Below are 22,645 nucleotides of genomic sequence, written 5' to 3'. Positions count from 1 at the left end.
CTTGAAGTTTTCGTGCGTCCCCATCGTCTAGAGGCCTAGGACATCACCCTTTCACGGTGGCGACCGGGGTTCGAATCCCCGTGGGGACGCCAATTCTTGAAAACCCCGGTTTCGACCGGGGTTTTTCTTTGCCTGCGATCTGCTGGTGGAACGCATCCACGCATGGCGTGGATCTACCCCGACTCTGCAGTAGATCCATGCCATGCGTGGATGGAAAACGCTGGACCGCGCCTCAGAACCGCCGATACATCCCGATCGATGCCGGTGCCGTCGGTGCAAAACCGAACTGCGCGTACAGCCGATGCGCCTCGCCATCGGCCAACAGGCTCACATAGGCCGACGGCGGCAGGTTGCCCTGCATCCACTCGCTCAGGCGCCGCATCACTTCCTTGCCCAGACCCTGCCCCTGCAGGCGCGGCAACACCGCGATATCGCAGACCTGAAGGTGACATCCGCCATCACCAACGATCCGTCCCATCGCCACAAGTTCGTTGCCCTGGTAGGCACACACGCCGAACAAGGTATTGGGCAGTGCACGCGCCGCGGCCTCCTCGGTCTTGGCACTCAGGCCGGCCAGCACACGCAACCGGCAATAGCCCTCGACGGTTGGCACAGTCTCGCGGAACTGGCAGGTGGCGGAATCATTCATGCGGTATCTCCCTATAGGTCGAGCTATCCTGCCTCATCCCCGTCGCAGTTGCTGCGATCCATCCCGGCAGATTTACCATGTGCTATTCCGCCCTGATCCGCGCCGACTACGCCAAGCTGGTGCGCGAGTTCGGCGCCATCCTGTCGCTGGAAGATTTCGCGGAGCTGTACGCGCACGATCCGGGCAAGAAGCGACCGAAGACACCCAAGGCGATGGATGACGGCTTCGCTGCTGCACGCACCGAGCTGGGGCGCGACATCGTGGCGAAGATCCAGCAGTGGCATGCGCAGGAGCAACGCGAACTGGAAGCGGACCTGGCCCGCCAGTGCGAGCGGCGTGATATCGCCAACGCCACGCTGGCGACCCGCCCTACCCAGAAAGCACGCAATGACCTGCGCGTGGCCGGCAACCGCATCGAGCGCGCGCAAGCCCGGCTTGAAGACCTGCACAGGGTGCAGTTGCTGCCACGCGATAACCGGATTTTCCCTGGCACCTATGCGCCGGTGATGATCAGCGAGAACGGTGAGCGGGTGATCAAGCCGATGCGCTACCAGTGCCGGCTTCCTGACAAGCCCGCACGCAACGACGTGCTTTATCCCGGCACCTACAACGCACGACGCGACAGTCTGGAAGGCTACTGGCGTGGTGCGTTCGGCCTGCGCCACGGCGTGGTGGTGGTGCAGGCGTTCTACGAGCACGTGCCCCGCCATGCCATCGCGGGACGCACGCTCGGCGCAGACGAAAAGGAACAGGACGCGGTGCTGGAGTTTCGTCCCGATCCACCGCGCGACCTGCTGCTGGCCTGCCTGTGGGCGGAATGGGAGGGCCCGGAGGGCCGCCTGCTGTCATTCGCCACCATCACCGACACACCGCCCGGCGACGTTGCTGCGGCTGGTCATGATCGCGGCGTGGTACCTATCCGCAAGGAATACCTCGATGCCTGGCTCAATCCCGATCCGGACGACCTGGCGCGGCAGTACCGAATTCTCGATGACCGCGAGGACATCCGCTACATGTATGAGGAAGCAGGTTGAACATGGCGCGCGAATGAAAAACCCCGCCTGGGCGGGGTTCCTGGATCAGGGGTTGCCGCCGCACATCGCCTCTTCGCAGAACGCTTGCTCCTGCAGGCACTGCTCAACCTCGCCACCCCGCGCAATGCAGCTCTTGTAGAGCTGGTAACAAGGCTGGCCGCACCACGCGGCAGAGGCCGTACCACCGAAGACAGCCATCGAAAGGACACCCGCAGCAACCACGCGCTTGATCCACTTCTTCATGCCACTCTCCTTGTAGGCCTGAGCATTCAGGCCCGGGCAGCATACGCCCGCCGATTCCATCAGGACCAATCAGGCCTTCGCGCTGGAACGACCCACCGCGCGCGCCAGCGCCCGGCTCAGATCCGCCGACAGGTACGGCTTGACCAGCAGCACACCAGCCAGCATGGACTCAGGCAGCTGCTCGGCCAGCATCCCCGTGGCCAGCACGAACGGTACGCCACGCGCCGACAGCGCAGCTGCGACCGGCTCGCTGGTTTCATTGCGGGCAAGGCGATAATCGAGCAGGGCCACGTCCGGCGCCGAATCCTCCAGCAGGCGCAGCGCTTCGGCCACGCCCGCCGCCAACCCGACCACGGTCGCGCCGGCATGCACCAGCTGCATCTGCAGCAAGGCGGCACTCATCTCGTCGTTCTCGACCACCAGCACCCTCAGGTCCCGCAACACTGTCATCGGCTACCGCTCCTGGAGGGATACATGCCGCCGCAGTATAGCCACCATGGGGTCGAAGCCGACAGGAAGCGCCCTGATCGCCTCTCCCCCTATGAAAGCCCTGCCGACCTCGGTTACACTCGCACGCTGCCTGCCGGTGTGGCGGAATGGTATACGCAGCTGACTCAAAATCAGCCGGGGGTGACCCCATGAAGGTTCGAGTCCTTTCACCGGCACCACTGCATCAAAGGCCAGGTCTCCGACCTGGCCTTTTTGCATTTCCGGGTTTGGAACGCCGACACTGGCAGCCATGCCCGCCCCTTTGCACCCCTCGCCTCCCGACACCCCGCCCACGCGCCTGCGCTCGTTGCAGCCGGATGATGCTGTCGCCTGGTCGCGCTATCTTTCGCTGCCAGGCGTGACCGAACACACCAGCTGGGGTGACGTTTCTCCAGAAGCACTACGCCACCTGATCAACAGCTACGCAGCCTCGCCGGTCGACCGGCGCTGGGCACTGGTCGATGCAGACAACCTGCTGATCGGCACCGTAGGCCTGAACGGAATCGATCTTCAGCATCGCCGCGCCGAGCTCGCGTACGATCTCGATCCCCGCTGGCAGGGCCAGGGACTGGCCACGAACGCGGCGCGTGCCGTGCTGGCCTGGGGACGCACTACACTGGCGCTCGTCCGCATCCAGGCCACGGTGCTGGACAGCAATACCCGTTCGATCGCCGTGCTGGAACGCATCTGCATGCAGCGCGAGGGACTGCTCCGCGCTTATCGCCAGGTCCGCGGCCAGGCCGCTGACTTCTGGATGTACGCGCACATCGAGAACACCGCGTCATCGTGCTGAAACACAACAGCAACCACTGACAACGTTGCCAATGGACGCAGCGCACACTTTTCTTGCAAGCCTCACGTGCATCTGCCTATCTTGAGGGCAGCCGGACCTGGGGGCGGGGGAATGCATGACGTTGCGTGCTGCACTGTTTTTTCTGGTCACGCACGCGCTTGTCATTGCTCTGATCGGCCCTCAGGACCCGATAGGTTCCTTCCTGCTGTTGATGGCTGCTCCCCTGCTGGCGGCACTGGCATGTGTGCGGCGTGCCCGCGACAGCCGGGCCGCCTGCAAGTGGCGGCTGCTCGGCTTCGCCGTCGGCCTGTTCTCGATCGCCTTGCTGGCCCAGCTGTATCGCATCGCGGATGGCGGCGGGCAGGCACAGATGCCACTGTCGTCGCTGATCCTCTACGTGTTCTACCGGATACCGCTGACCTACGTGGCGGCCAGCCCTGGGGGCGGCAACCGCTACGTGCGCGCCGTGGACCTGTCGATCATTGCCCTGCTCTGGCTGCTGTACTACGTACACACGCGGGCGCTGGTGCACCTGGATGCAGCCCTGTGGATGCAGGGTCTGAACGCGATGAGCACTGTGCAGAACGGTCTCGTATTCTGCTTCGCGCTGATCCGCTTCCTGGCCGAAGACAATGCCGATCGGCGTGACTTCTTCCGTACCCTGACGACCTATGCGCTGGGCTATTTTCTGCTCGCGTTCTACATCAATCACTACCAGCCCCAGGTGCCCGACGGCGGTTGGGGCGACCTGCTGATCAGTGGCCTGTTCGTACTGCTGGCAGTGATGGCAAGCAGCCCATGGCGGCCGCCTGCGGTAGTGGTGTCGCGCAATCTGCGCCGCGTCGTCGATGCTGGTGTTCCATTGATGCTGCCCCTGTTGCTGATGATGGTGGCACTGCTGGTCTCACGCCTGCATCCAACACTGGCGATCGTCGGCTTCATCGGCGCCATGTTGGGTTACGCGTTGCGCAGCGTGCTGACCCAGGTCGAGATCCAGCGCCAGCGTGACGAACTGGAAGCACTGGCCCGGCGCGATCCATTGACCGGGTTGGGCAATCGGCGCAACTTCGACGAATCCCTCGGCAGTGCCCATCGCCGCGCGCGCCGCCAAGGGCTGGGCCTGGCCGTGCTGATGATCGACATCGACCATTTCAAGCGGCTCAATGACACCTATGGCCACCCGGAAGGTGACCGCCGGCTGCGCGCGGTGGCCGGGATCCTGGACGGCTGCCTGCAACGCGGCGATGACCTGTTGGCCCGCTATGGCGGCGAGGAGTTCATCGCCGCCCTGCCCTCGCCCGATGTCGCCCATGCCCTGAGCCTGGGTGAACGGTTGCGCGCGGCAGTCGAAGCCGCTGGCCTGCCGGCGGCCGAAGCCGTCGTCACCATCAGCATCGGCGTGGCCTGGCAGGCCGCCGGCGAGAACGGCGATCCGCGCGACCTGGTCGACCGCGCCGACCAGGCCCTGTACCGGGCCAAGCACGCCGGGCGCAACCGTGTGCACGGCGCCCCGGCCGCCACGGCCGGGAGCGAACGGCCCGACCGGCGCGCCTAGACCGCGCGCAGCACCGCTGCCCCGTGCAGATGCCCGGCCGCGCCCTGCACGCGGAAACCGGCCACGGTGTGCAGCAGCTGCGCCGACTGCTCCTCCATGCTGCGCGCCGCCGCCGACGCCTCCTCGACCAGCGCTGCGTTCTGCTGGGTGCCCTGATCAATCAGGTCGACCGCATGGTTCATCTGCTGGATGTCGTCGCTCTGCTGCTGCGCGGCGGTGCTGATCTCGGTCATCAGATCGCTGACCCGACGCACGTTGACCACGATCTCGTCCATGGTCCGGCCGGCACTCTCGACCTGGGCGGTACCAGCGCCGACGTTGGCGACCGACTCGTCGATCAGGTGCTTGATCTCCTTGGCCGCGCTGGCCGAACGCTGCGACAGTTCGCGGATCTCGGTGGCGACCACGGCAAAGCCACGGCCGTGCTCGCCAGCACGTGCAGCCTCCACCGCTGCATTGAGCGCCAGGATGTTGGTCTGGAAGGCGATCCCGTCGATCACGCCGATGATATCGACGATGCGCCGCGACGAGGTGTTGATCACCGCCATGGTTTCGACCACTTCATGCACCACGCTGCCGCCCTTCGCCGCGACATCGGCAGCGCCACCGGCAAGCTGGCTGGCCTGCCGCGCATTGGTGGCAGTGCGCTGCACGGTCTCGGCCAGCCCCTTCATCGACACTGCGGTTTCCTCCAGCGAGGCCGCCTGCTGCTCGGTACGCTGCGACAGGTCGCTGTTGCCCTGCGCGATCTCGGTCGCGCCCACCGCGATGGTGTCGGCGGCGAACTTGATCTGGCCGATGATGGCCGCCATTGCCTCGACCAGCGAGTTCACGCCCTCGCACAGCTCAGCGATCGGGCCACGCTTGTCGGCCGTGGCCACGCGCTGGGTCAGATCGCCGCCTTTGGCCGCCGCCACCACTTCACGGGTCTGCGCCACCGCCCGCTGCATGGCCTGGTTTTCATGTACCTGCGCGGTGATGTCCGTAGCGTATTTGACGACCTTGAACGGCTTCCCGTTGAGGTCAAGGATCGGGTTGTAGGACGCCTGGATCCAGACCTCGCGCCCGCCCTTGCCCAGGCGCCGGTACTGCCCGGCATCGTATTCGCCGCGTCCGAGCTTCTGCCAGAACTGCCGGTACGCTTCACTGCTGCGGTGGTCGGGCTCGACGAACAACGAGTGATGTTGCCCACGCACCTCGTCCAGGCTGTAACCGGTGGTGGCGAGGAAATTGTCGTTGGCCGAGAGGATGCGACCATCCATGCTGAACTCGATCACTGCCTGCGACTTGCCGATCGCCGCCAGCTGCCCAGCGGAGTCCGCCGCCTGCAGCTTCTGCGCGGTGATGTCGGTGGCGAACTTGACCACCTTGTAGGGGCGTCCCTGGCGGTCCAGCACCGGGTTGTACGAGGCCTGGATCCAGATCTCACGCTGGCCCTTGCCGAAGCGCCGGTATTGCCCGGCGTCATACTCGCCGCGCCCCAGCCGCGCCCAGAAGTCGCGGTACTCGGTGCTGCCGGCGTGCTCTGGATCGACGAACAACGAATGATGCTTGCCCTGGATCTCTTCCAGCCGATACCCCATTGCCTGCAGGAAGTTGTCGTTGGCCTGCAGGATGGTGCCGTCGAGCCCGAACTCGATGACCGCCTGCACGCGGTGCAGCGCCGCGACCTGCGCCTCAAGCTCGGCGCGGTCGTTCGCCGCCAGCTCGGTACTGGGCCGATGCCGGGGAGCCAACGCACCCAACAGCGCGCGCCAGGGAGACCAACGGGTATGCAGCTCGGCCGGCGCCTGCGCGCCCGCCGTGAAGCCTGGAATGAGCATTGTCTGATCCTCGGTGTCCGGTAAGCGGTTGCGATCCGACGGGCGGGATGCCCGGCGGCAACATCAGTTGCCTGGGACTACAGGTGCCGGCTGGCACCCCTCGAGCGGCTGGCAAGAACGTCTGGTGCGGGCGCGATCAGCATCTGGGAGCGGCGGAACACACGGCGCAGGCCGCCCATCGGGGGCAGCCCGGGTCCTGCAGCGGGTGACTGGAGCGGGATCCAGAGGGGATATCGGCGATGCAGTCGGCGGCTTTAACCGGATTCCGCGACGCCCGTCGCATCTCCATGCTTTGCCGCAGGAATGCGGTAGACAATCGCCGTGTACTTCACGCCCTGCTCACGCCCGGCAGGCACGCCGCCAAGCGATTCGACCAGGCGCCGGCTCGGCGCGTTCTGCTCCGCCACCGGGTAGCGGAATGCCGCGCATCGCAGATGCGCGGAGGCCCGCGACCACACCGCCGAGACGGCTTCCCGGCCGTAGCCCTGCCCATGCATCGCCTCGCTGATCCAGATGCCGAGTTCGGGCTCGGCGTCTCTGCTGCGATGAAGGCCGGCCAAGCCAAGGAAGGCGCCATCGTCACGCCGGCGGATGACGAAGGTGATGTCCGTGCCCGAGGCGATGGTTGGCAACCACGCCTGCCAGACCACAGCGAAGGCCTCCTTCGACGGCGGCGGCTCGAACGCCATGTAACGGGTCAGCCCCGGCGTGATCGCTGCGAATGCCTCATCCGCATCCGCGGCCGTGAAAGGCCGAAGGCGCAACCGCGCGCTATCTATCATCCAGTTGCCGGATGTCATGTCATGCACCACCTGTCCATTGAGCACAGCCTCGCCCAGCAGACTGATGCAGCGCAAGGCAAAAGGGTTTACATGACCAACGGGAGGTCCCCGGATACAGGGAAACGGCCAGCATGCAGTGACCTGCAGGACGTTCACGGACACGGAGATCAACATGCTTCCACGCTTGGCCAGCTACCTCTTCCTGGGCCTGTGCAGTACCGGCGCCCTGGCTGCCGATGCCAGCTACCGGCCGACCTTCCATCCCGACCAGCTGAAGGGCCCACCGGCCGGGCGTCCGAACGAGGTGCTGGTGTTGGGCAGCCCGCATCTGTCCAGCCTGCCGAAGACCTTCGAACCGGCGATGCTGGAGCCACTGCTGAAGCGGCTGGAGGCCTGGCAGCCCACCGCGATCGCGGTTGAGAACCTCTCCGGCCTGCAGTGCGATTTCATGCGCCGCAATCCGGCCCGATACGCAGAGAGCGTAGCGGACTACTGCGTCGATCCGGCGCCGGCACAGGCCGCCACCGGCCTGGACGTTCCCAGCGCCAACGTGGAAATGGAACGCCTGCTTGCAGATTGGCCGAAGGCGCCAACCGCTGCCCAGCGGCGCCGATTGGCTGCAGTGTTCCTGGCCGCGGGCGAAAGCAGTTCGGCAGTCGTCCAATGGCTGCGGCTGCCCAAGGAAGAGCGACGTGCCTCCGACAGCCTGACACCGGAGCTGGTGCAGTTCCTCGACACGCGCATGGCCCGCCGCAACGAGGCCGGCCTGGTGGCCGGCGTCCTTGCCGCACGCCTGGGGCTGGAGCGCGTGTGGTCGGTCGACGACCACACTGCGGATTCGCCGACGCCGGCATCCCAGCAGAAGGCCTATGCAGCGGCCATCCGGGGCGCTTGGGATAATCCCATCGTCAAGGCACGTAGGGCGGCTGATGAACGGCTCGAAGCCAATCTTGCCCAACCGGACGGACTGCTGGCGATGTATCGCGCCTACAACACACCCGAGACCGCGATGGTGGCCTACAACAGCGACTTCGGCGCGACGCTGGTCGAGCCCTCGCCAGAAGGCTTCGGCCGCAACTACGTGGGCTACTGGGAAACCCGCAACCTGCGCATGGTCGCCAACATGCGCGACGTACTCGGCCAACAGCCGGGCACCCGCATGCTGACCATCGTCGGTGCCTCTCACAAGGGCTACTACGAGGCCTATCTCAACCTGATGCACGACGTACAGCTGGTCAGTTCGGATGAAGTGCTGCGTTGACGTCAAGCCGGTCGGCTGCGGTATCTTGGATGCAACTTCAACCACTCCACGGAAGGAACCCATAATGAAACAACGCATTTCCGCCGTACTCTTTGCCATAGGCCTGGCCGGTGCCGCGCAGGCCTCGGCATGCGATCTCACTCTCGACAGTGGTGGTAACCTTGCTGCCGCAGTGGCCACCGCACCTGGCAAGAAAATCTGCCTGCGGCCTGGCACCTACGTCACTGGCCCTGCACCACTGGAAGTTCCCTCCGGCACGACCATCGAGGGATTGGGTGCGAGCATGGCCGACGTCTTGATCTCCGCCCATGGCTCCCCACAGAAGGCGATCGGGCTCGGCAGCGGCACCATGCTGCACAATTTCACGTTGTCCACCGGTGCAGGCGGAAACTTCGGTGTACTGGCCTATCATCAGGACCGCATCATCATTTGGAGCCTCGATATCGTCGGCTTCCAGATCAGCACTGGTGTCGTGGGCGGGAAAGGTGTGGATATATGGGACACCTTCATGCGTGCCAACGGCATAGCAGGCAACAATGTGGCGGACCCAAATCTGTGGATCACCGATTCCCGCGACGTCACCATCCTCTATGGACAGCTGACCGGCCGAAAGGATGGCCCGGGGGGCGATGGCGAGATGGCCATCTACAACTCGAGCAACGTCATGATTGATGGCGCACGCGTCATCGACTCCGGCGCCAGCGCCATCTATCTGGTGAACTGCATCGACTGCACCATCAAGAACTCGGTGATCGAACGCCCTGGTGAATGGGGTATCGACGTCGTACAGGGTTCACAGCGCTTTCTTGCAGAAAACAATGCTGTAAGCGGTGCGAACTATGGTGGGGCGGTGTTTGAGACATCGGGTGGTACCACGGCCACATTCCGCTCCAACCGGTTCATTCAGAATCGTCGCTTGGGTGTTGGAAACTGCAACGGCATCAATGCAAAGGGTGGTGTTGCAGGCGTTCTATCGACAGGTAACATCTCTTTGCCTTCAGGTGATCTCTGCGCCTTCCCGTGAAGCGTGGGCCTGAGCATCAAGAGTATGAGGCGGTACCTCCTTCCGGCCCGCCCGCCACAACACGATGCTGGCCCCGCCGATACAGGACAGCGTGAACACCAGCAGGGCGATGGCACCGCCCTGCAGCACCGGCAGCAATGCCTGCGCGTGCAGATCGTCGCGCACTTCTTCCAGACGCAGGCAGGCCGCCAGCGCAAGGCACCAGCCAACCATCGCCGGGGCGTAGGCCCGCATCGCAACCGGGTTCCAGACCTTCATGGGATCACCTGCATGAGTGGATGTGCGCGCAGTATTCGCGCGTGTCCTCTCACAGGCTGAGATCAGCCTTCGGCCGCATCCGCGTCGTCGCCGGGCAGCTCACTGGCCTCACCCTGCACCTGCACGTTGTTGCGTCCCATCGCCTTGGCCCGGTAGCACTGGGCGTCGGCGGCGGCCACCGCCTGGTCCACGCTCATGCCGCCCGCCAGCGGCGCGATGCCGATGCTGGCCCCGACATGCAGGCGGTCCTGGTCCCACGGAATCGACAGCGACGCAAGGGTATGCAGCAGTTCGCCGCCGATACGCGCGGCACGCCGCGGCGTACAGCCGGACAGGATCACCGCGAACTCATCCCCCCCCAGCCGTGCCACCACATCCGAATCACGCACGCCATGGCGCAGCACGCTGGCCACCGCCCACAGCACCGCATCACCGGCCAGATGGCCCCAGGTGTCGTTGACCGGCTTGAAGCGATCCAGGTCGATGTACATCAACGACGCGGCCTGGCCCGTGCGCTCGACACGGGTGATCGCCTGCTGCAGGTGCACCTCGAAGCCGCGTCGGTTGCTCAGCTCGGTCAACGGATCGATTTCGGCAAGGTGACGCGCCTCGCGCTGGCGTGCACGCTGCTGGGTATCGTCGCGCAGCACCCACACCGCACCGCGTACATGGCCTTCGTCATCGCGAAGCCAGGCGCGGGTCAGGTCCACCGGTATGGTCGCCGTGCCCAGCCGCAACAGCAGGTCGGCATGCAGGTCCACTGCGTTGCTTTCCGGATCCAGCAGCACCGAGACATCCAGCACCGATCCAGGCGCGTACTCGGTGGTCAACGCCAGCACGTCCTGCACCTTGTGCCCGGCCAGCGACAGCGCACCATCACCGGCCAAGGTACGCACCGCGGCCGCATTGGCATAGTCGATGCGGCCATCGAGGCTGACACTGAGCACCAGGTCGGCGACCGCATCAAGAGTAATGCGGCTGCGCTGCTCACTTTCGAACAAGCGCTGCTCGCTGCTGCGCTGGGCGCTGATGTCCTGGATCTGCGACACGAAATGCACAGGTTCACCACGCTCGCTGCGCACCAGCGAAACCGACAGCCGCGCCCAGATCACCTTGCCGTCGCGATCGAGGTAACGCTTCTCCAGGTGGTAGTGGCTGCGCCGCCCGGCCAGCAGATCCTGCACCAGAGCCAGGTCGGTCTGCAGGTCATCGGGGTGGGTCAGGCGCTGGAAATCAACCTGCAGCAGTTCTTCGCGTGGATAGCCGAGGATCCGGCACAGCGCGTCATTGACGTCCAGCCAGCGCCCTTCCAGCGACACCAGTGCCATGCCCAATGCAGCCGAGGTGAACGCACCGGCGAACTTCTCCGCCGACAGCCGTGCTTCGGCGCGCGCCTGCAGGATCTCGGTGATGTCGATCGCCATGCCGACGTAGCCGATCCGCGTGCCGTCGGCGCCATCCATGCGGCTGATCGACAGGCGGACCTGGCGTGACTGGCCGTCCTTGCGGCGCAGCGTCCATTGCCGCGAATAGGTCTGCCCATCGGCACGGGCACTGAGCGCCTCGAACACGCCAGGTACCTCGCCGTCGTCGCCCGCCAGCGGCTGCAGCCAGGCGCTCAGCTCGTCCGGGTCATGGAACGCATCCAGGCGCCGATGGCCAACCACCTCCTCGGCGGCGTAGCCGAGCAGGCGCTGTGCGCCGGTATTGAACAGGGTGATGGTGCCGTCGATATCGGTGGCGATCACCGCAACCTCGTCGGAGGCGTCGACCACCGCCTGCAGTCGCTGCCGGGTCTCGGCCGCATCCTGGCGTGCCTGCTGCAGTTCGGTCACATCAGCATGCGCACCGGCCATCCACAGTGGCCGCCCCTGCCCGTCCCATTCGAACACGCGGCCACGGTCGTGGATCCACATCCACTGGCCGTTCTTGTGGCGCATGCGCAACAGGCAGACGTAATTGTCGCTGCGGCCCTCGAAATGGTCCTCGAGCGCCGCATCGGACAGGGCGATATCGTCGGGATGGACCAATGTCAGGAAGGTCTTCTGGCACACCGGCTCCAATTCTTCCAGCCGGTAACCGACGATCTCGGCCCAGCGCGCGTTGACCCGCATCTCGCCGGTCTGCACGTTCCATTCCCAGGTGCCGGCGGCGGTGCCGTCGATGATCATCGCCAGCCGGCGGCGTTCTTCAGCCAGCTCCTGCAGGCGCCGCTCCAGCAGCCCGTTGCCGTTGCTTCCCTGGCCGGCCATCAACCCGTTCCCCGGGACGCGCAGGCAGCCTCCGGCCGCAGCAGGGCGCTGCAGACGTCAATGAAGACGACGGGTCGTGCTGGCGTCATGGCCCTCCCCAGAGACAGCGGGGAGGCCACACGCCCCCCTCAGGCGCAAGTGTGCGCAATCACGGGGAAAATCGACAAGTCCCCCGCCCCGGATCAACCGTGACGGGGGACACGCTCCTCAGCTGCGCTTGGCGCGGGCGAAGGCGTCTGCCAGGGCATTGTTGGCCGGCGCCGCCGACTGGCCACCACGGCCGCCATTGCCCGGGCTGCGGTTGGGGCCACGGTTCTGGCCACCCGCGTCACGACGTGGCCCCTGGCCCTGATTGCGCTCATCGCGCTGGCCCGGGCGGCTGGTGGCCTGGCCGGGGGTGTGGTCCAAGCGCCGGGTCAGGGCGATGCGCTTGCGCGCCACGTCCACCTCCAGCACCTTCACCTTGACGATATCGCCGGCCTTGACCACGTCGCGCGGATCCTTCACGAACGTATCGGAGAGCGCCGAAATGTGGATCAGGCCATCCTGGTGCACGCCGATATCGACAAAGGCGCCGAAGGCCGCAACGTTGCTGACCACGCCCTCCAGCACCATGCCTTCGCGCAGATCCTTGATGTCCTCGACGCCCTCGGCGAAGCGGGCGGCCTTGAACTCCGGACGCGGATCGCGGCCCGGCTTTTCCAGTTCCTTGAGGATGTCGCGCACGGTCGGCACGCCGAAGGTGTCGTCAGTGAACTGTTCTGCCTTCAGGCCGCGCAGGAAGCTGCCATCACCGATCAGCGCCTTGATCGGGCGCGCGGTGCTGGCAACGATGCGCTCGACCACCGGGTAGGCTTCCGGGTGCACCGCCGAGGCATCCAGCGGCTGGTCACCATCGGCGATGCGCAGGAAGCCGGCGCACTGCTCGAAGGTCTTCTCGCCCAACCGCGCGACCTTCAGCAGGTCCTTGCGACGCTTGAACGGGCCGTTGTCGTCACGATGGCGCACGATGTTCTCGGCCACCGTCGCTGACAAGCCGGACACGCGCGACAGCAGCGCGGCCGAAGCGGTGTTCACGTACACGCCAACCGCGTTCACGCAGTCCTCCACGCGTGCGTCCAGCGCCCGTGCCAGGCGGTACTGATCCACGTCGTGCTGGTACTGGCCAACGCCGATCGCCTTGGGCTCGATCTTCACCAGCTCGGCCAGCGGATCCTGCAGGCGCCGGGCGATCGACACCGCACCGCGCAGCGACACGTCCAGGCCCGGGAATTCCTTGGCCGCGAACTCCGAGGCCGAGTACACCGAAGCACCGGCCTCGCTGACCACCACCTTCTGCAGCTTCGGGTTGGCCGCGGCCTTGATCGCCTCTCCGGCCAGCTTGTCGGTCTCACGGCTGGCGGTGCCGTTGCCAATCGCGATCAGTTCCACGTTGTGCTTGGCGCACAGCTGCTTGATGGTCTGCAGCGACTGCTCCCACTGACGGCGGGGTTCGTGCGGGTAGATGGTGTCGGTGGCGACCAGCTTGCCGGTGGCATCGACCACGGCGATCTTGCAGCCGGTACGGATGCCCGGGTCCAGCCCGAGCACGGTCTTCGGGCCAGCCGGAGCCGCCAGCAGCAGGTCCTTCAGGTTGTCGCCGAACACCGCGATGGCTTCGGCCTCGGCCTTTTCGCGGGCCTGGTTGAACAGGTCCAGCAGCAGATGGGTATGCAGCTTGGCGCGCCAGGTCAGGCGACAGGCATCCAGCAGCCAGCGGTCGCCAGCGCGCCCCTGGTCGGCAATGCCGGCCTTGCGCGCCACGCGGCCTTCCGCGTACTGGTGGCCAGCCTCGGCATCGCTGCCCGGGTCCAGCTCCAGGAACAGGATTTCCTCGCGGCGTGCGCGGAACAGTGCCAGCAGGCGGTGCGACGGAATCTTCGCCAGCGCTTCGGCATGTTCGAAATAATCGCGGTACTTGGCGCCTTCGGTTTCCTTGCCCTCGGCCACGCGGGCACGGATCACCCCGGTTTCGCCGAGCCAGGTACGCAGTTCACCGACCAGCGCGGCGTCTTCGCCCCAGCGCTCCATCAGGATCGCGCGCGCGCCTTCCAGCGCGGCCTTGGTGTCGGCCACGCCCTTGTCGGCGTCGACAAAGGTGGCGGCGAAAACCTGCGGGTCCTGCGTCGGGTCGGTCAGCAGGCCATCGGCCAGCGGTTCCAGGCCGGCCTCGCGGGCAATCTGTGCACGGGTACGGCGCTTGGGCTTGTACGGCAGGTACAGGTCTTCCAGCCGGCTCTTGGTATCGGCGGCCAGGATGTCGTTGCGCAGCTCGTCGCTGAGCTTGCCCTGCTCGCCGATGCTGGACAACACGGCCGCGCGGCGGTCTTCCAGCTCACGCAGGTAGGTGAGGCGGGTTTCCAGGTTGCGCAGCTGGGTGTCGTCCAGGCCTCCGGTCACTTCCTTGCGGTAGCGCGCGATGAACGGGACGCTGGCGCCCTCGTCGAGCAGGCCGACAGCGGCGTGTACCTGGGTGGACTGGGCACCGATCTCGTCGGCGATGGTCTGGGCGATCTGCTGGGCGAGCGCGCTCTGGGCGTTCTTGGCGTCGTGCATTGCTTCAGGTCTGTGCCGCGATACGGGAAGACCCCATTCTGGCAATCCACGACGGAGCCGGACAAGGCATTGACAGGGGGCGAGGTTCAGCGGCGGGACCGGATTGGACGCCGGCATCCTGGCAAAGAGAGGGCTCGGACTGGCCCTGGGCTGGGATGCCGGCGCGGGCGCACGATGGTTGGCGCGCCCTGCCGCATGTTGCGAAGGTCAGCGGTAGTGGCGGGCGGCACGCTGCATGACGATCTCGTCACGCATGCTTTCCAGGGCCATCAGGCGGACCTTGCCGATACCCTGCAGTTCCATGAACCGCTCCGTGTAGAACTCCGGCCCCAGCGCGGTGTCGGCGCGGGATTTGCTGAAGCCGTAGGGCACCACGCCCTTCTCGCCATCCTTGCTACCACCGACATAAAGAACGATTGCCATGTGATGTCTTCCTCCAAATTGCTACTGCGTACTGCGCTCGATGAGCGATGCTGCGAGCTCATCGAGAGAGAGCTTACCGCGTCGAACCTGACTGGAACGTCACGAAGGCTAATGACGATCGGTTGCATGCAGATGACTGCGGGATCGCAGCAGAATGCTTACGGATCTTTAACTTCCGACTAACGAATCGGGGGTTTCCAGCCAACGGCGCAGCCCCTCGTGGTTGGTTTGGGATGATCGCGGAAAGCCGGTTTCCTGTGAGCTGGCCGGGTGGGTGGGGCTGGCGGGGACGCCGTGAACCCAACCCGACCGACCAGCGCGAGGGTTTTGTATTTGACGACCGAGCATCACCGCCCACGAGGGGCTGCGCCGTTGGCTGGAAACTACGGCCACCAGCCGTGCCCGAACCGGGCGAAATGATCGGCCGCGCGCTCGAACGGGTTGCGCGCACTCACCCCGCCGCACAGCAGGTATACCGGCAGGTACAGCGGCCCCAGCACCATGTACTGGTAGACGTGCGCGCGTTCGTGGTCATCCAGCCGGATCAGCGGCTCCACGCCCCACCCCGCCTGATGCGCATAGGTGCGGCAGGAGATGCCCAGGTCATGACCGGTATGCAGGATCACGTTGCCCAGGGTGATCGCCCCGCCTGGTCCCCACGGCCAGCGGTCGAACACCAGTGCGCAGTCACGGCCGCTCCAGCGTAATGTCGCGCCACCGAGCATGCCGGCCAGGCCACCGATCACGCCGAGCAGGGAATTGGGGGACGTCCAGACCGCGCCCAGCACCTGCAGCGCGCGCAGCCAGATCGGCCAGGGCGTCACGGGAGTCTTCAATCGGCCTCGTTGGGAATCAGCAGCCACAGGATCAGGTAGACCAGGATGCCAGGGAAGGCCGCCGAGCCGATCGAGACCAGCACGAAAACGATCCGCACGAGCGTGGGGTTCCAGCCGAAGCGGTGGGCGATGCCGCCCATCACGCCGGCAATCATGCGGTCGTTCAATGAACGCGACAGCGTGCGCGGCGTGGTGTTCATGGCGGTTCTCCTGGGCTACGGGAAAAAGCAGTCGAGCACGGCTCGACTTTACACCGCCCCTATGTCTACGGCGTGCGGTGGCGCAGGGCCTGCAGGCGTGCGCCGAACCAGGCGGCCGCGGTCTGTTCAGGCTGCCCCGGGCACTGGATGCGGTAGGGCTTGCCGCTCATGCTGCTCTGGCTGGCCGCACGCTCGATGAACTGCTCGGCGCTGTCCACCATGTCCTTCTTCAGCAGGTAGTCGTACTTGCGCTGCAGGTGCGCGCGCGCATCGCTGCCATCGTGCCAGCTGCCATTGCGCTGGAAGCGGCATTGGGAGCCGTCCAGGCTGGAGATCAGCTGCGCGATCTCCCGTTGCGCCTGCGGGCCGGGAGCGGCATGGGCGACAGGCGCTGCCAGCAGCAGCGCAGCAAGCATCATCGAAATCCGTTGCGACATCATCATTCTCCAGGCAGTCGAGCAAGCTCGACTCTACAAAAGCGAAGCAAGCCTTACACGTCGCGCGCTTTCAGCCAGCCATCGATCGTCGCCGGCACTTCGCGTTGTGCACGCCCGGAAACATAGATACCGATGTGCCCGCCGCGGAAACTGGACTCGGTGTAATCGTCAGTGCCCAAGCGCCCACGCATCGCACGCGAGGCATCCGGCGGCACCAGATGGTCCTGCTCGGCGTAGATGTTCAGTACCGGCAGGGTCACCTTCGACAGATCCACCGCCTCCTCGCCAATCCGCACCGTGCCGTTCACCAGCCCGTTGCCCTGGTAGAACTGCTTGATGAAGTCGCGGAACGCTTCGCCCGCCAGATCTGGTGAATCGAAGATCCACTTCTCCATGCGCAGGAAATCCTCCAGCGCCGCCTTGTCATCGAGGATGTCGAGCAGGCCGACGTACTTCTGCACGTTCAGGCGGAACGGCTTGAGCATCAGGTAACTGGCATTCATCAGATCAGCCGGGATGTTGCCAAGCGTATCCACCAGCAGGTCTACATCCACCTGCCGTGCCCAATGCGAAAGCATGTTGTCGGCGGTGTGGAAATCGACCGGGGTGACCATGGTGATCAGCTTGCCCAGCTTCTGCCGGCGCAGCGCGGCGTAGCAGAGTGCGAACACGCCGCCCTGGCAGATGCCCAGCATGTCCACCGGACCGCCGCTGCGCGCACGCAGCGCATCCACCGCGCCATCGATGTAGCGCAGCAGGTAGTCCTCCAGGGTCTGGAAGCGCTCGGAGCGGTCCGGGTAGCCCCAGTCCAGCACGTACACGTCCTGGCCCAGCGCCAGCAGCTTCTGCACCAGCGAACGGTCGGCCTGCAGATCGACCATGTACGGCCGATTGACCAACGCGTAGACGATCAGCAGCGGCGTGCGCCGGGTCGGCGCCTGTTCGCCGACGAAGCGGTACAGCACCACCTTGCCATCGCGCCAGACCTCCTCGCGGGCTGTCACGCCGTAATCAACATCTTCGACCTGCGGCAGCAGCTTCAGCCCTTCCATCAGCTTGCGCTGCATGGCCAAGGTTTCCTGCATCAGGTCATCGGCGTTGAAACCCAGCGGCCCCTTCATCGGTCACGCGCCCGAGTGGAAGTACGAGGTGCGGCCTTCTTCGCAGACGACTTCTTCGCAGACGACTTCTTCGCAGGCGCCTTCTTTGCGGGCACCGTCTTCTTCGCAGCCTTGCGCGCGGCCGGCTTCACCTTCGCCGGCGCCGGTTGCGCCACCGGATCCACCTCGGCGGTACCGGCCAGCACCGCCACCTGTGCCTGCAGGCGGCGCAGGCTGCGCTCCAGCTCGGCGATACGGCGGTGTGCGGCGTCCATCTCGCTGCGGGTCGGCAGGCCGATTCGTTCACTCATCTGTTCCACCTCGCGCTGCAGGCCGGCGCGCAGGCGCATCTGTGCATTGCCCAGCGCGGCATACACCTGCTGGAACGGTTCGGACATGGCGACCTTGGCGTAGGCCTCCTCGGCCACTTCGATCCACAGGTCGAACATCGCCCGGGCGCTGGTCAGCTGGCTGCCCGGCTGCTCGTGCTCGGCCAAGCGCTGCTCGAACAGCGCAAAGGCCTCGTCCAGTGCCTGCTTGATCTGATCGACGTAGGCGCGTGAATGCTGCTGGTATTCATCCTGCGCACGCAGCAGGGACTGCCAGCGCGCCTGGTGCTCGCGGCCGGGGCCGAACGCCGGGCTCTGCAGCCACGGGCCGGCCTGCAACTGGAACTGCTGCAGCCACGCGGCGAACTCGGGCACGGCGGCGCCGGCGTGGGTGCTGCCACGGGCGCCCTGCAGCATCCACTGCAGCATGCCATCGCCCTGCCCCTGCACCGCCTCGCGCCAGGCCTGGGCCACTTCGGCGCTGCTGGCATCGCGGCCGGCGAAGCGCGCAGCCACTTCCTGCATGGTGCCGTACCAGCTGCCCGCCTGTTCGCGGAAGCGGCGCACGGCATCTTCCGGTGCACCCGGTCCCTGCTCGGGCAGCAGCTGGCCCCACCAGTCGAACAGGCGCCGCCAGCTGCCGGGGTCGTCACCGGCCGGTGCACCCGGGGTGGACGCGTGACGCAGCGCGTCGCCCCAGGCGCCGAAGTACTGCCGGGCCAGGGTCTCGAAATCACTGCTGCCGGGGTCGTGGGCCGAGCTGGTCATCGCAGGCCTCCGCAGGGCTGGCTCATGGCTTGGGGATGCGCAGGGTCTTGCTGATCATCAGCGACCCGGACAGGGCGAACAGCAGCACCATCGGGTGCAGCTGCCACGGCCCGATCTGCCACTGGCCGAACCAGATGTCCTGACCGATGGCGCCGGTGCCGGCGGCGATGGCCAGCACGATCACCAGCAGCAGGCTGGTCGGGATCGGCGTGCCCTCGAAATACTTGACCTTGCCCTCGTCGCCGGCCAGTGCCTCGGCGGTGACGTTGTAGCGGGCCAGGCGGCTGACACCACAGCAGACGAAGTAGCTCAGCACCAGCCAGTCCCAGCCGCCCTGCATGCCGCAGGCATAGGCCAGCGCCGCCGGCGCCACACCGAAGGAGATCACATCGGACAGCGAGTCCAGCTCCCGGCCCAGGGTGGAGCTGGACTTGCGCCAGCGCGCGATGTGCCCGTCGAGTGCATCGAAGATGAAGGCCAGCGGGATCAGCGCCATGCCGAACAGCAGATAGCCGCGCTCGCCGTCCTGCAGGAAGCGCATCGCGGCGAAGACCGCACCGGTGCCGCAGAAAGCATTGGCCAGGGTGAACCAGTCGGCCAGCTGGAATTCGCGCAGCATCGAGAAGTGACGTTTCATGGGGTCTCACGGAGCATCAAGGCCCACAGGTTACCGCGAGCACCGCTGCTGGCGACAGCGGCGGCAGGGACCACCCTTCACCGCTCCCTCACCTGTCCTCACTGGCGGTGAATTTTTCGCCACCCATCTTGACAGCCTAGGGGGGTGGCGCCTGTCGACGCTTATCCACAAAGTTGCCCACGCGTAATCCACACCCCCTGTGGACAACCAGATCTCACCGACTGCGACGCTGGACATTTCCTCATCACCCCGAAGCGGGGTTTCCCTACTTCCCAAGCCGCAGGGTCGGCGCTATGGTCACCGGCGGACCCGCCGTCGCCACGTCCGAAACTCTGCAACGGACGATGATGATGCTGGATGCTCCTACCCTGGCCGCACAGCTGCGGCAGCCCCATGGCGAGGCTGCGCTGGAGGTGGCCGACGCGATGAATCGCAGCAACGGCGCGCTCAATCAGGCCGCGATCGGGCTGCTGGCCGCCTCCGCCGGCGAACGGATCCTGGAGATCGGTCCGGGCAACGCTGCATTCGCGCCACAGCTGCTACAGGCCGCCGGCAGCCACTATCTGGGTATCGAGCTGTCCCCGGCCATGGTCGAGGCCGGCAACCAGCGCCTGGCCAGTGCCGGACTGGCTGGGCGTGCCGCGATGCGCCATGGCGACGCCCATGCTCTGCCGGTCGCCGACGCCTCGATGGACGCCGCGCTGGCGGTCAATACCCTGTACTTCTGGCCGCACCTGGCGCCGGTGCTCGACGAGTTGGCGCGGGTGCTGCGCCGGGGTGGCCGGCTGTGCCTGGCCTTCGGTGACGCGGCCTTCATGCGCAGCCTGCCATTTGCCAGCGACTTCCAGCTGCACGAGCTGGACGCGGTGGAACTGGCCCTGCGCGTATCCGGCTTCACTGTCTCGGCCTGGCGCAGTCATCGGGAAACCGCGACCGGCAATGACGGGCAGGTTCGCGAGAAGCACTTCCATCTGCTGCTGGCGCAACGGCGGTAATGCTCGCCGGGCATGGCCCGGCGAGCCGGGTCACAGCCGGCTGTAGGACCAGCTCACCATGCGGCCGTCCTTGTACGGCATCACGCCATGGAACGGGCGCGGGTCGGCGTCGAACACCAGCGGCAGGAAGTTGCGGTCACCCTCCCACATCGGCAGCTGGTCGAGCTTGTCCACATCCACCCATTCCAGGGTGCCCTCGTGGTTGCCCCCATGCGGGCTGCCCTCGAAGCTGTCGATGACGAACACGAAGCCCAGCCAGTCCTCGCCATGCTTGCCGAAGCCCGGCCAGCTGATGGTGCCGCGCAGGCGCATGTCCATGCAGTCGATGCCGGCTTCCTCGGCGATCTCGCGGCGCATGCCGGCGGCCACGTCTTCGGTCGGTTCGATCTTGCCGCCCAGGCCGTTGTACTTGCCCAGGTGGTGGTCACCGGGACGGGTGTTGCGATGGATCATCAGCACCTGGCGACGATCCGGCGACAGCACGTAGCCCAGGGTGGCGACGATCGGGGTATACGGCATGGCAGCATCCAGCGGCAGGTCAGCCGTGGATTATGGCCGATCAGCGCACCAGCGACAGGCGGCGCTCGGCGGGCGTGCTGGCGCCGTCGGGATCACGACGCAGGGTGGCGACGCCGTGGCCGCGTTCGGCCAGGTATTCCAGCCACTTGCCGAGGAAGGTGTTCATCCGCATGCGGTGGCTGATCAGCTCCGCCGGCGGTGGGTACAGGCCCATCGTGTCCTGCCAGCGACGGCCGACATAACAGTGGGTGGTCTCGGCCTGGCGCGCATCACGGTACAGGCGCACATAGGCCGAGGGATCCGGCTCGCCGGTGACCGGATCGGCCAGGTCGTAGGTCAGGCGCAGTTCCACCGTGTAGCGGTGGCACTCGATCACGTCCAGGCGAACATCCAGGCCGTCGCCGATCGAGGAGATGTAGCTGCCCGCCACCAGTCCGGCCGGTTCGAACAGGCGCACCAGATGGCGGTAGTTTTCCGCGTACAGGCCCATGAGCCAGCTGAGCCGGCTCAGGCGGGGAATGCGTTCGGTGCGGGGCAAGGCTCGGGCCATGGGTCGATCCTACACGTTGGTGCTTCAACGTGGGGGCGCGCACGTGCAAGCCAACCCCTGGGTAGTGCCGGCCGCTGGACGGCAGCCCCGCATCACGGCCGAGGGTTCATCGACCAGCCGGCCAGCGGCCGGCTCTACCAGACGAGGATCAATACAGCTCGCGCTGCAGCCCCAGCGTGGCCAGCACCTTGCTGGAGATCTCCTCGATCGAGGTATGGGTGGTGCTCAGGGTCGGGATGCGTTCCATCTGGAACATCACCTCGGCCGCTGCCACCTCGCGTTTGCAGGTATCCAGGTTGGCATAGCGCGAGTTCGGGCGGCGCTCCTGGCGGATCTGCTGCAGGCGGTCCGGGTCGATGGTCAGGCCAAACAGCTTGCGCCGGTAGTTGCGCAGGCGCGGCGGCAGGCGGTCGCTTTCCAGATCCTCGTCGGTCAGCGGGTAATTGGCCGCACGCACCCCGTAATGCAGGGCCAGGTAGATGCAGGTGGGCGTCTTGCCGGCCCGCGACACCGCCACCAGGATCACGTCGGCATCGTCGTAATTCACCGCGATGCCGTCGTCATGGGTCAGCGCGAAGTTCATCGCGTTGATGCGGCGGTGGTAGGTGTCGAAGTCGACCATACCGTGCGCCTGCCCCACCCGGTTCACGCGCGAGCTGGACAGTTCACGCTCCAGCGGCTCGATGAATGGCGCGAACACATCGAGCATCAGGGCCCCGCTCTCGGCCAGGATCAGGCTCAGGCTCTGGTCCACGCAGGAGTTCACCACGATCGGCCTGACCTGGTAACGCTCCCCCGCCGCCTGGATCCGGGAACAGGCTTCCCGGGCTTTTTCGGGGTCGTCTACAAACGACATCCGGTCGGTAATGAAGCTGAACCCGGAGAACTGGGTTAGCAGGCTATGCCCAATGGTTTCAGCGGTGATACCGGTTCCATCGGAAACGTAGAACACCGGACGGATGGTCGACATGCGCGCTTTTACCCCCTACGAAGCCTAAAAGGGCCGCCAACACAAGCTTGTGCCGACAGCGGTCTGCCCGGCATCATATCGGCTTCTTCCTACGGACGCGGCCACTCAGCCCGCCTCGGGCGA

Annotated in this window: 24 protein-coding genes and 2 tRNA genes; 8 read left to right on the top strand and 18 right to left on the bottom strand. The window is 65.9% G+C overall.

The annotated features are described in order from the left end of the window. Positions 1-16 precede the first annotated feature (16 nt). Positions 17-92 (top strand) — tRNA-Glu (locus V9K93_RS13710). A gap of 140 nt (positions 93-232) precedes the next feature. Here the strand turns inward: V9K93_RS13710 and V9K93_RS13705 are convergent. Continuing rightward, positions 233-649 (bottom strand): GNAT family N-acetyltransferase, encoded by a 417-nt coding sequence (locus tag V9K93_RS13705; RefSeq protein WP_046987585.1) that lies wholly within the window; start codon positions 647-649, stop codon positions 233-235. 77 nt (positions 650-726) lie between these two features. Between V9K93_RS13705 and V9K93_RS13700 the strand changes: the two genes are divergently transcribed. Further along, positions 727-1,683, top strand: a complete 957-nt coding sequence (locus tag V9K93_RS13700; protein ID WP_136638122.1) for an SOS response-associated peptidase family protein — start codon at positions 727-729, stop codon at positions 1,681-1,683. Positions 1,684-1,728: 45 nt separating this feature from the next. On the opposite strand, the gene V9K93_RS13695 is transcribed toward V9K93_RS13700, so the two are convergent. After that, entirely contained in the window at positions 1,729-1,926 is a 198-nt protein-coding gene (locus V9K93_RS13695) for a hypothetical protein (protein WP_046987587.1), read from the bottom strand. Positions 1,927-1,995: 69 nt separating this feature from the next. Then, complete coding sequence (locus V9K93_RS13690) at positions 1,996-2,376, bottom strand: response regulator (protein ID WP_337302713.1); 381 nt, start codon at positions 2,374-2,376, stop codon at positions 1,996-1,998. 132 nt (positions 2,377-2,508) lie between these two features. Here V9K93_RS13690 and V9K93_RS13685 point away from each other — a divergent pair. The 3 genes from V9K93_RS13685 (at position 2,509) to V9K93_RS13675 (ending at position 4,763) form a co-directional block, all read left to right on the top strand. After that, a tRNA-Leu gene (locus V9K93_RS13685) sits at positions 2,509-2,594 on the top strand. Between the two features lie 71 nt (positions 2,595-2,665). Next, positions 2,666-3,208: a GNAT family N-acetyltransferase gene (locus V9K93_RS13680; RefSeq protein ID WP_136638186.1), complete on the top strand. Its 543-nt coding sequence runs from the start codon at positions 2,666-2,668 to the stop codon at positions 3,206-3,208. Positions 3,209-3,323: 115 nt separating this feature from the next. Continuing rightward, the gene (locus V9K93_RS13675) at positions 3,324-4,763 is read left to right on the top strand and encodes a GGDEF domain-containing protein (protein ID WP_337302712.1); all 1,440 of its coding nucleotides are present in this window, start codon (positions 3,324-3,326) and stop codon (positions 4,761-4,763) included. On the opposite strand, the gene V9K93_RS13670 is transcribed toward V9K93_RS13675, so the two are convergent. Both V9K93_RS13670 and V9K93_RS13665 read right to left on the bottom strand, forming a co-directional pair. Beyond that, positions 4,760-6,586 (bottom strand): methyl-accepting chemotaxis protein, encoded by a 1,827-nt coding sequence (locus V9K93_RS13670; RefSeq protein WP_100468853.1) that lies wholly within the window; start codon positions 6,584-6,586, stop codon positions 4,760-4,762. The two genes, V9K93_RS13675 and V9K93_RS13670, sit on opposite strands and share 4 nt — an antisense overlap. Positions 6,587-6,840: 254 nt before the next feature. After that, complete coding sequence (locus V9K93_RS13665) at positions 6,841-7,542, bottom strand: GNAT family N-acetyltransferase (protein WP_248298420.1); 702 nt, start codon at positions 7,540-7,542, stop codon at positions 6,841-6,843. Here V9K93_RS13665 and V9K93_RS13660 point away from each other — a divergent pair. Further along, positions 7,541-8,629, top strand: coding sequence for a DUF5694 domain-containing protein (locus V9K93_RS13660; RefSeq protein WP_337302711.1), 1,089 nt, complete (start codon positions 7,541-7,543; stop codon positions 8,627-8,629). The two genes, V9K93_RS13665 and V9K93_RS13660, sit on opposite strands and share 2 nt — an antisense overlap. Before the next feature lie 64 nt (positions 8,630-8,693). Next, entirely contained in the window at positions 8,694-9,653 is a 960-nt protein-coding gene (locus V9K93_RS13655; RefSeq protein ID WP_337302710.1) for a right-handed parallel beta-helix repeat-containing protein, read from the top strand. Here V9K93_RS13655 and V9K93_RS13650 read toward each other — a convergent pair. The 10 genes from V9K93_RS13650 to V9K93_RS13605 form a co-directional block, all read right to left on the bottom strand. Continuing rightward, entirely contained in the window at positions 9,627-9,911 is a 285-nt protein-coding gene (locus tag V9K93_RS13650) for a hypothetical protein (protein WP_046986760.1), read from the bottom strand. The genes V9K93_RS13655 and V9K93_RS13650 overlap by 27 nt on opposite strands. 62 nt (positions 9,912-9,973) lie before the next feature. Next, positions 9,974-12,163 (bottom strand): PAS domain S-box protein, encoded by a 2,190-nt coding sequence (locus V9K93_RS13645; protein WP_136638190.1) that lies wholly within the window; start codon positions 12,161-12,163, stop codon positions 9,974-9,976. Positions 12,164-12,370: 207 nt separating this feature from the next. Next, positions 12,371-14,758, bottom strand: a complete 2,388-nt coding sequence (locus tag V9K93_RS13640) for a Tex family protein (RefSeq protein WP_337302709.1) — start codon at positions 14,756-14,758, stop codon at positions 12,371-12,373. Positions 14,759-14,965: 207 nt separating this feature from the next. Beyond that, the gene (locus V9K93_RS13635) at positions 14,966-15,181 is read right to left on the bottom strand and encodes a hypothetical protein (RefSeq protein WP_337302708.1); all 216 of its coding nucleotides are present in this window, start codon (positions 15,179-15,181) and stop codon (positions 14,966-14,968) included. Positions 15,182-15,564: 383 nt separating this feature from the next. Next, the gene (locus V9K93_RS13630; protein WP_046986295.1) at positions 15,565-16,017 is read right to left on the bottom strand and encodes a hypothetical protein; all 453 of its coding nucleotides are present in this window, start codon (positions 16,015-16,017) and stop codon (positions 15,565-15,567) included. Continuing rightward, positions 16,014-16,217 (bottom strand): PspC domain-containing protein, encoded by a 204-nt coding sequence (locus tag V9K93_RS13625; RefSeq protein WP_006374017.1) that lies wholly within the window; start codon positions 16,215-16,217, stop codon positions 16,014-16,016. Before V9K93_RS13625 ends, V9K93_RS13630 begins: the two co-directional genes overlap by 4 nt. 65 nt (positions 16,218-16,282) lie before the next feature. Next, a complete protein-coding gene (locus V9K93_RS13620) occupies positions 16,283-16,654 on the bottom strand; it encodes a YfeK family protein (protein ID WP_046986298.1) in 372 nt (123 codons plus the stop codon). A 53-nt stretch (positions 16,655-16,707) separates the two neighbouring features. After that, positions 16,708-17,775, bottom strand: a complete 1,068-nt coding sequence (gene phaC, locus V9K93_RS13615) for a class III poly(R)-hydroxyalkanoic acid synthase subunit PhaC (protein ID WP_046986294.1) — start codon at positions 17,773-17,775, stop codon at positions 16,708-16,710. Continuing rightward, entirely contained in the window at positions 17,772-18,851 is a 1,080-nt protein-coding gene (gene phaE, locus V9K93_RS13610; protein WP_046986293.1) for a class III poly(R)-hydroxyalkanoic acid synthase subunit PhaE, read from the bottom strand. Before phaE ends, phaC begins: the two co-directional genes overlap by 4 nt. A gap of 22 nt (positions 18,852-18,873) precedes the next feature. Continuing rightward, positions 18,874-19,488, bottom strand: coding sequence for a CDP-alcohol phosphatidyltransferase family protein (locus V9K93_RS13605; protein ID WP_012511419.1), 615 nt, complete (start codon positions 19,486-19,488; stop codon positions 18,874-18,876). Positions 19,489-19,832: 344 nt separating this feature from the next. Here V9K93_RS13605 and V9K93_RS13600 point away from each other — a divergent pair, with 344 nt between their 5' ends. Next, positions 19,833-20,483 carry a class I SAM-dependent methyltransferase gene (locus V9K93_RS13600; protein WP_046986292.1) on the top strand — a complete coding sequence of 217 codons (651 nt, stop codon included), beginning with the start codon at positions 19,833-19,835 and terminating at the stop codon, positions 20,481-20,483. A 30-nt stretch (positions 20,484-20,513) separates the two neighbouring features. Here the strand turns inward: V9K93_RS13600 and V9K93_RS13595 are convergent, their stop codons facing one another. From V9K93_RS13595 to ppsR, 3 genes are all read right to left on the bottom strand, one after another. Beyond that, complete coding sequence (locus V9K93_RS13595) at positions 20,514-21,002, bottom strand: NUDIX hydrolase (RefSeq protein ID WP_046986291.1); 489 nt, start codon at positions 21,000-21,002, stop codon at positions 20,514-20,516. 40 nt (positions 21,003-21,042) lie between these two features. Then, a complete protein-coding gene (locus tag V9K93_RS13590; protein WP_006374079.1) occupies positions 21,043-21,552 on the bottom strand; it encodes a DUF1249 domain-containing protein in 510 nt (169 codons plus the stop codon). Between the two features lie 148 nt (positions 21,553-21,700). Beyond that, a complete protein-coding gene (gene ppsR, locus V9K93_RS13585) occupies positions 21,701-22,522 on the bottom strand; it encodes a posphoenolpyruvate synthetase regulatory kinase/phosphorylase PpsR (protein ID WP_012511422.1) in 822 nt (273 codons plus the stop codon). Between the last annotated feature and the right edge of the window lie 123 nt (positions 22,523-22,645).

The organism is Stenotrophomonas sp. CCNWLW162 (genome assembly GCF_037203745.1).
In the GTDB taxonomy this organism is placed as follows: Bacteria; Pseudomonadota; Gammaproteobacteria; order Xanthomonadales; family Xanthomonadaceae; genus Stenotrophomonas; species Stenotrophomonas maltophilia_AQ.
Note: the sequence above shows the minus strand (reverse complement) of the source record. Positions and strands in the feature narration are given on the sequence as shown.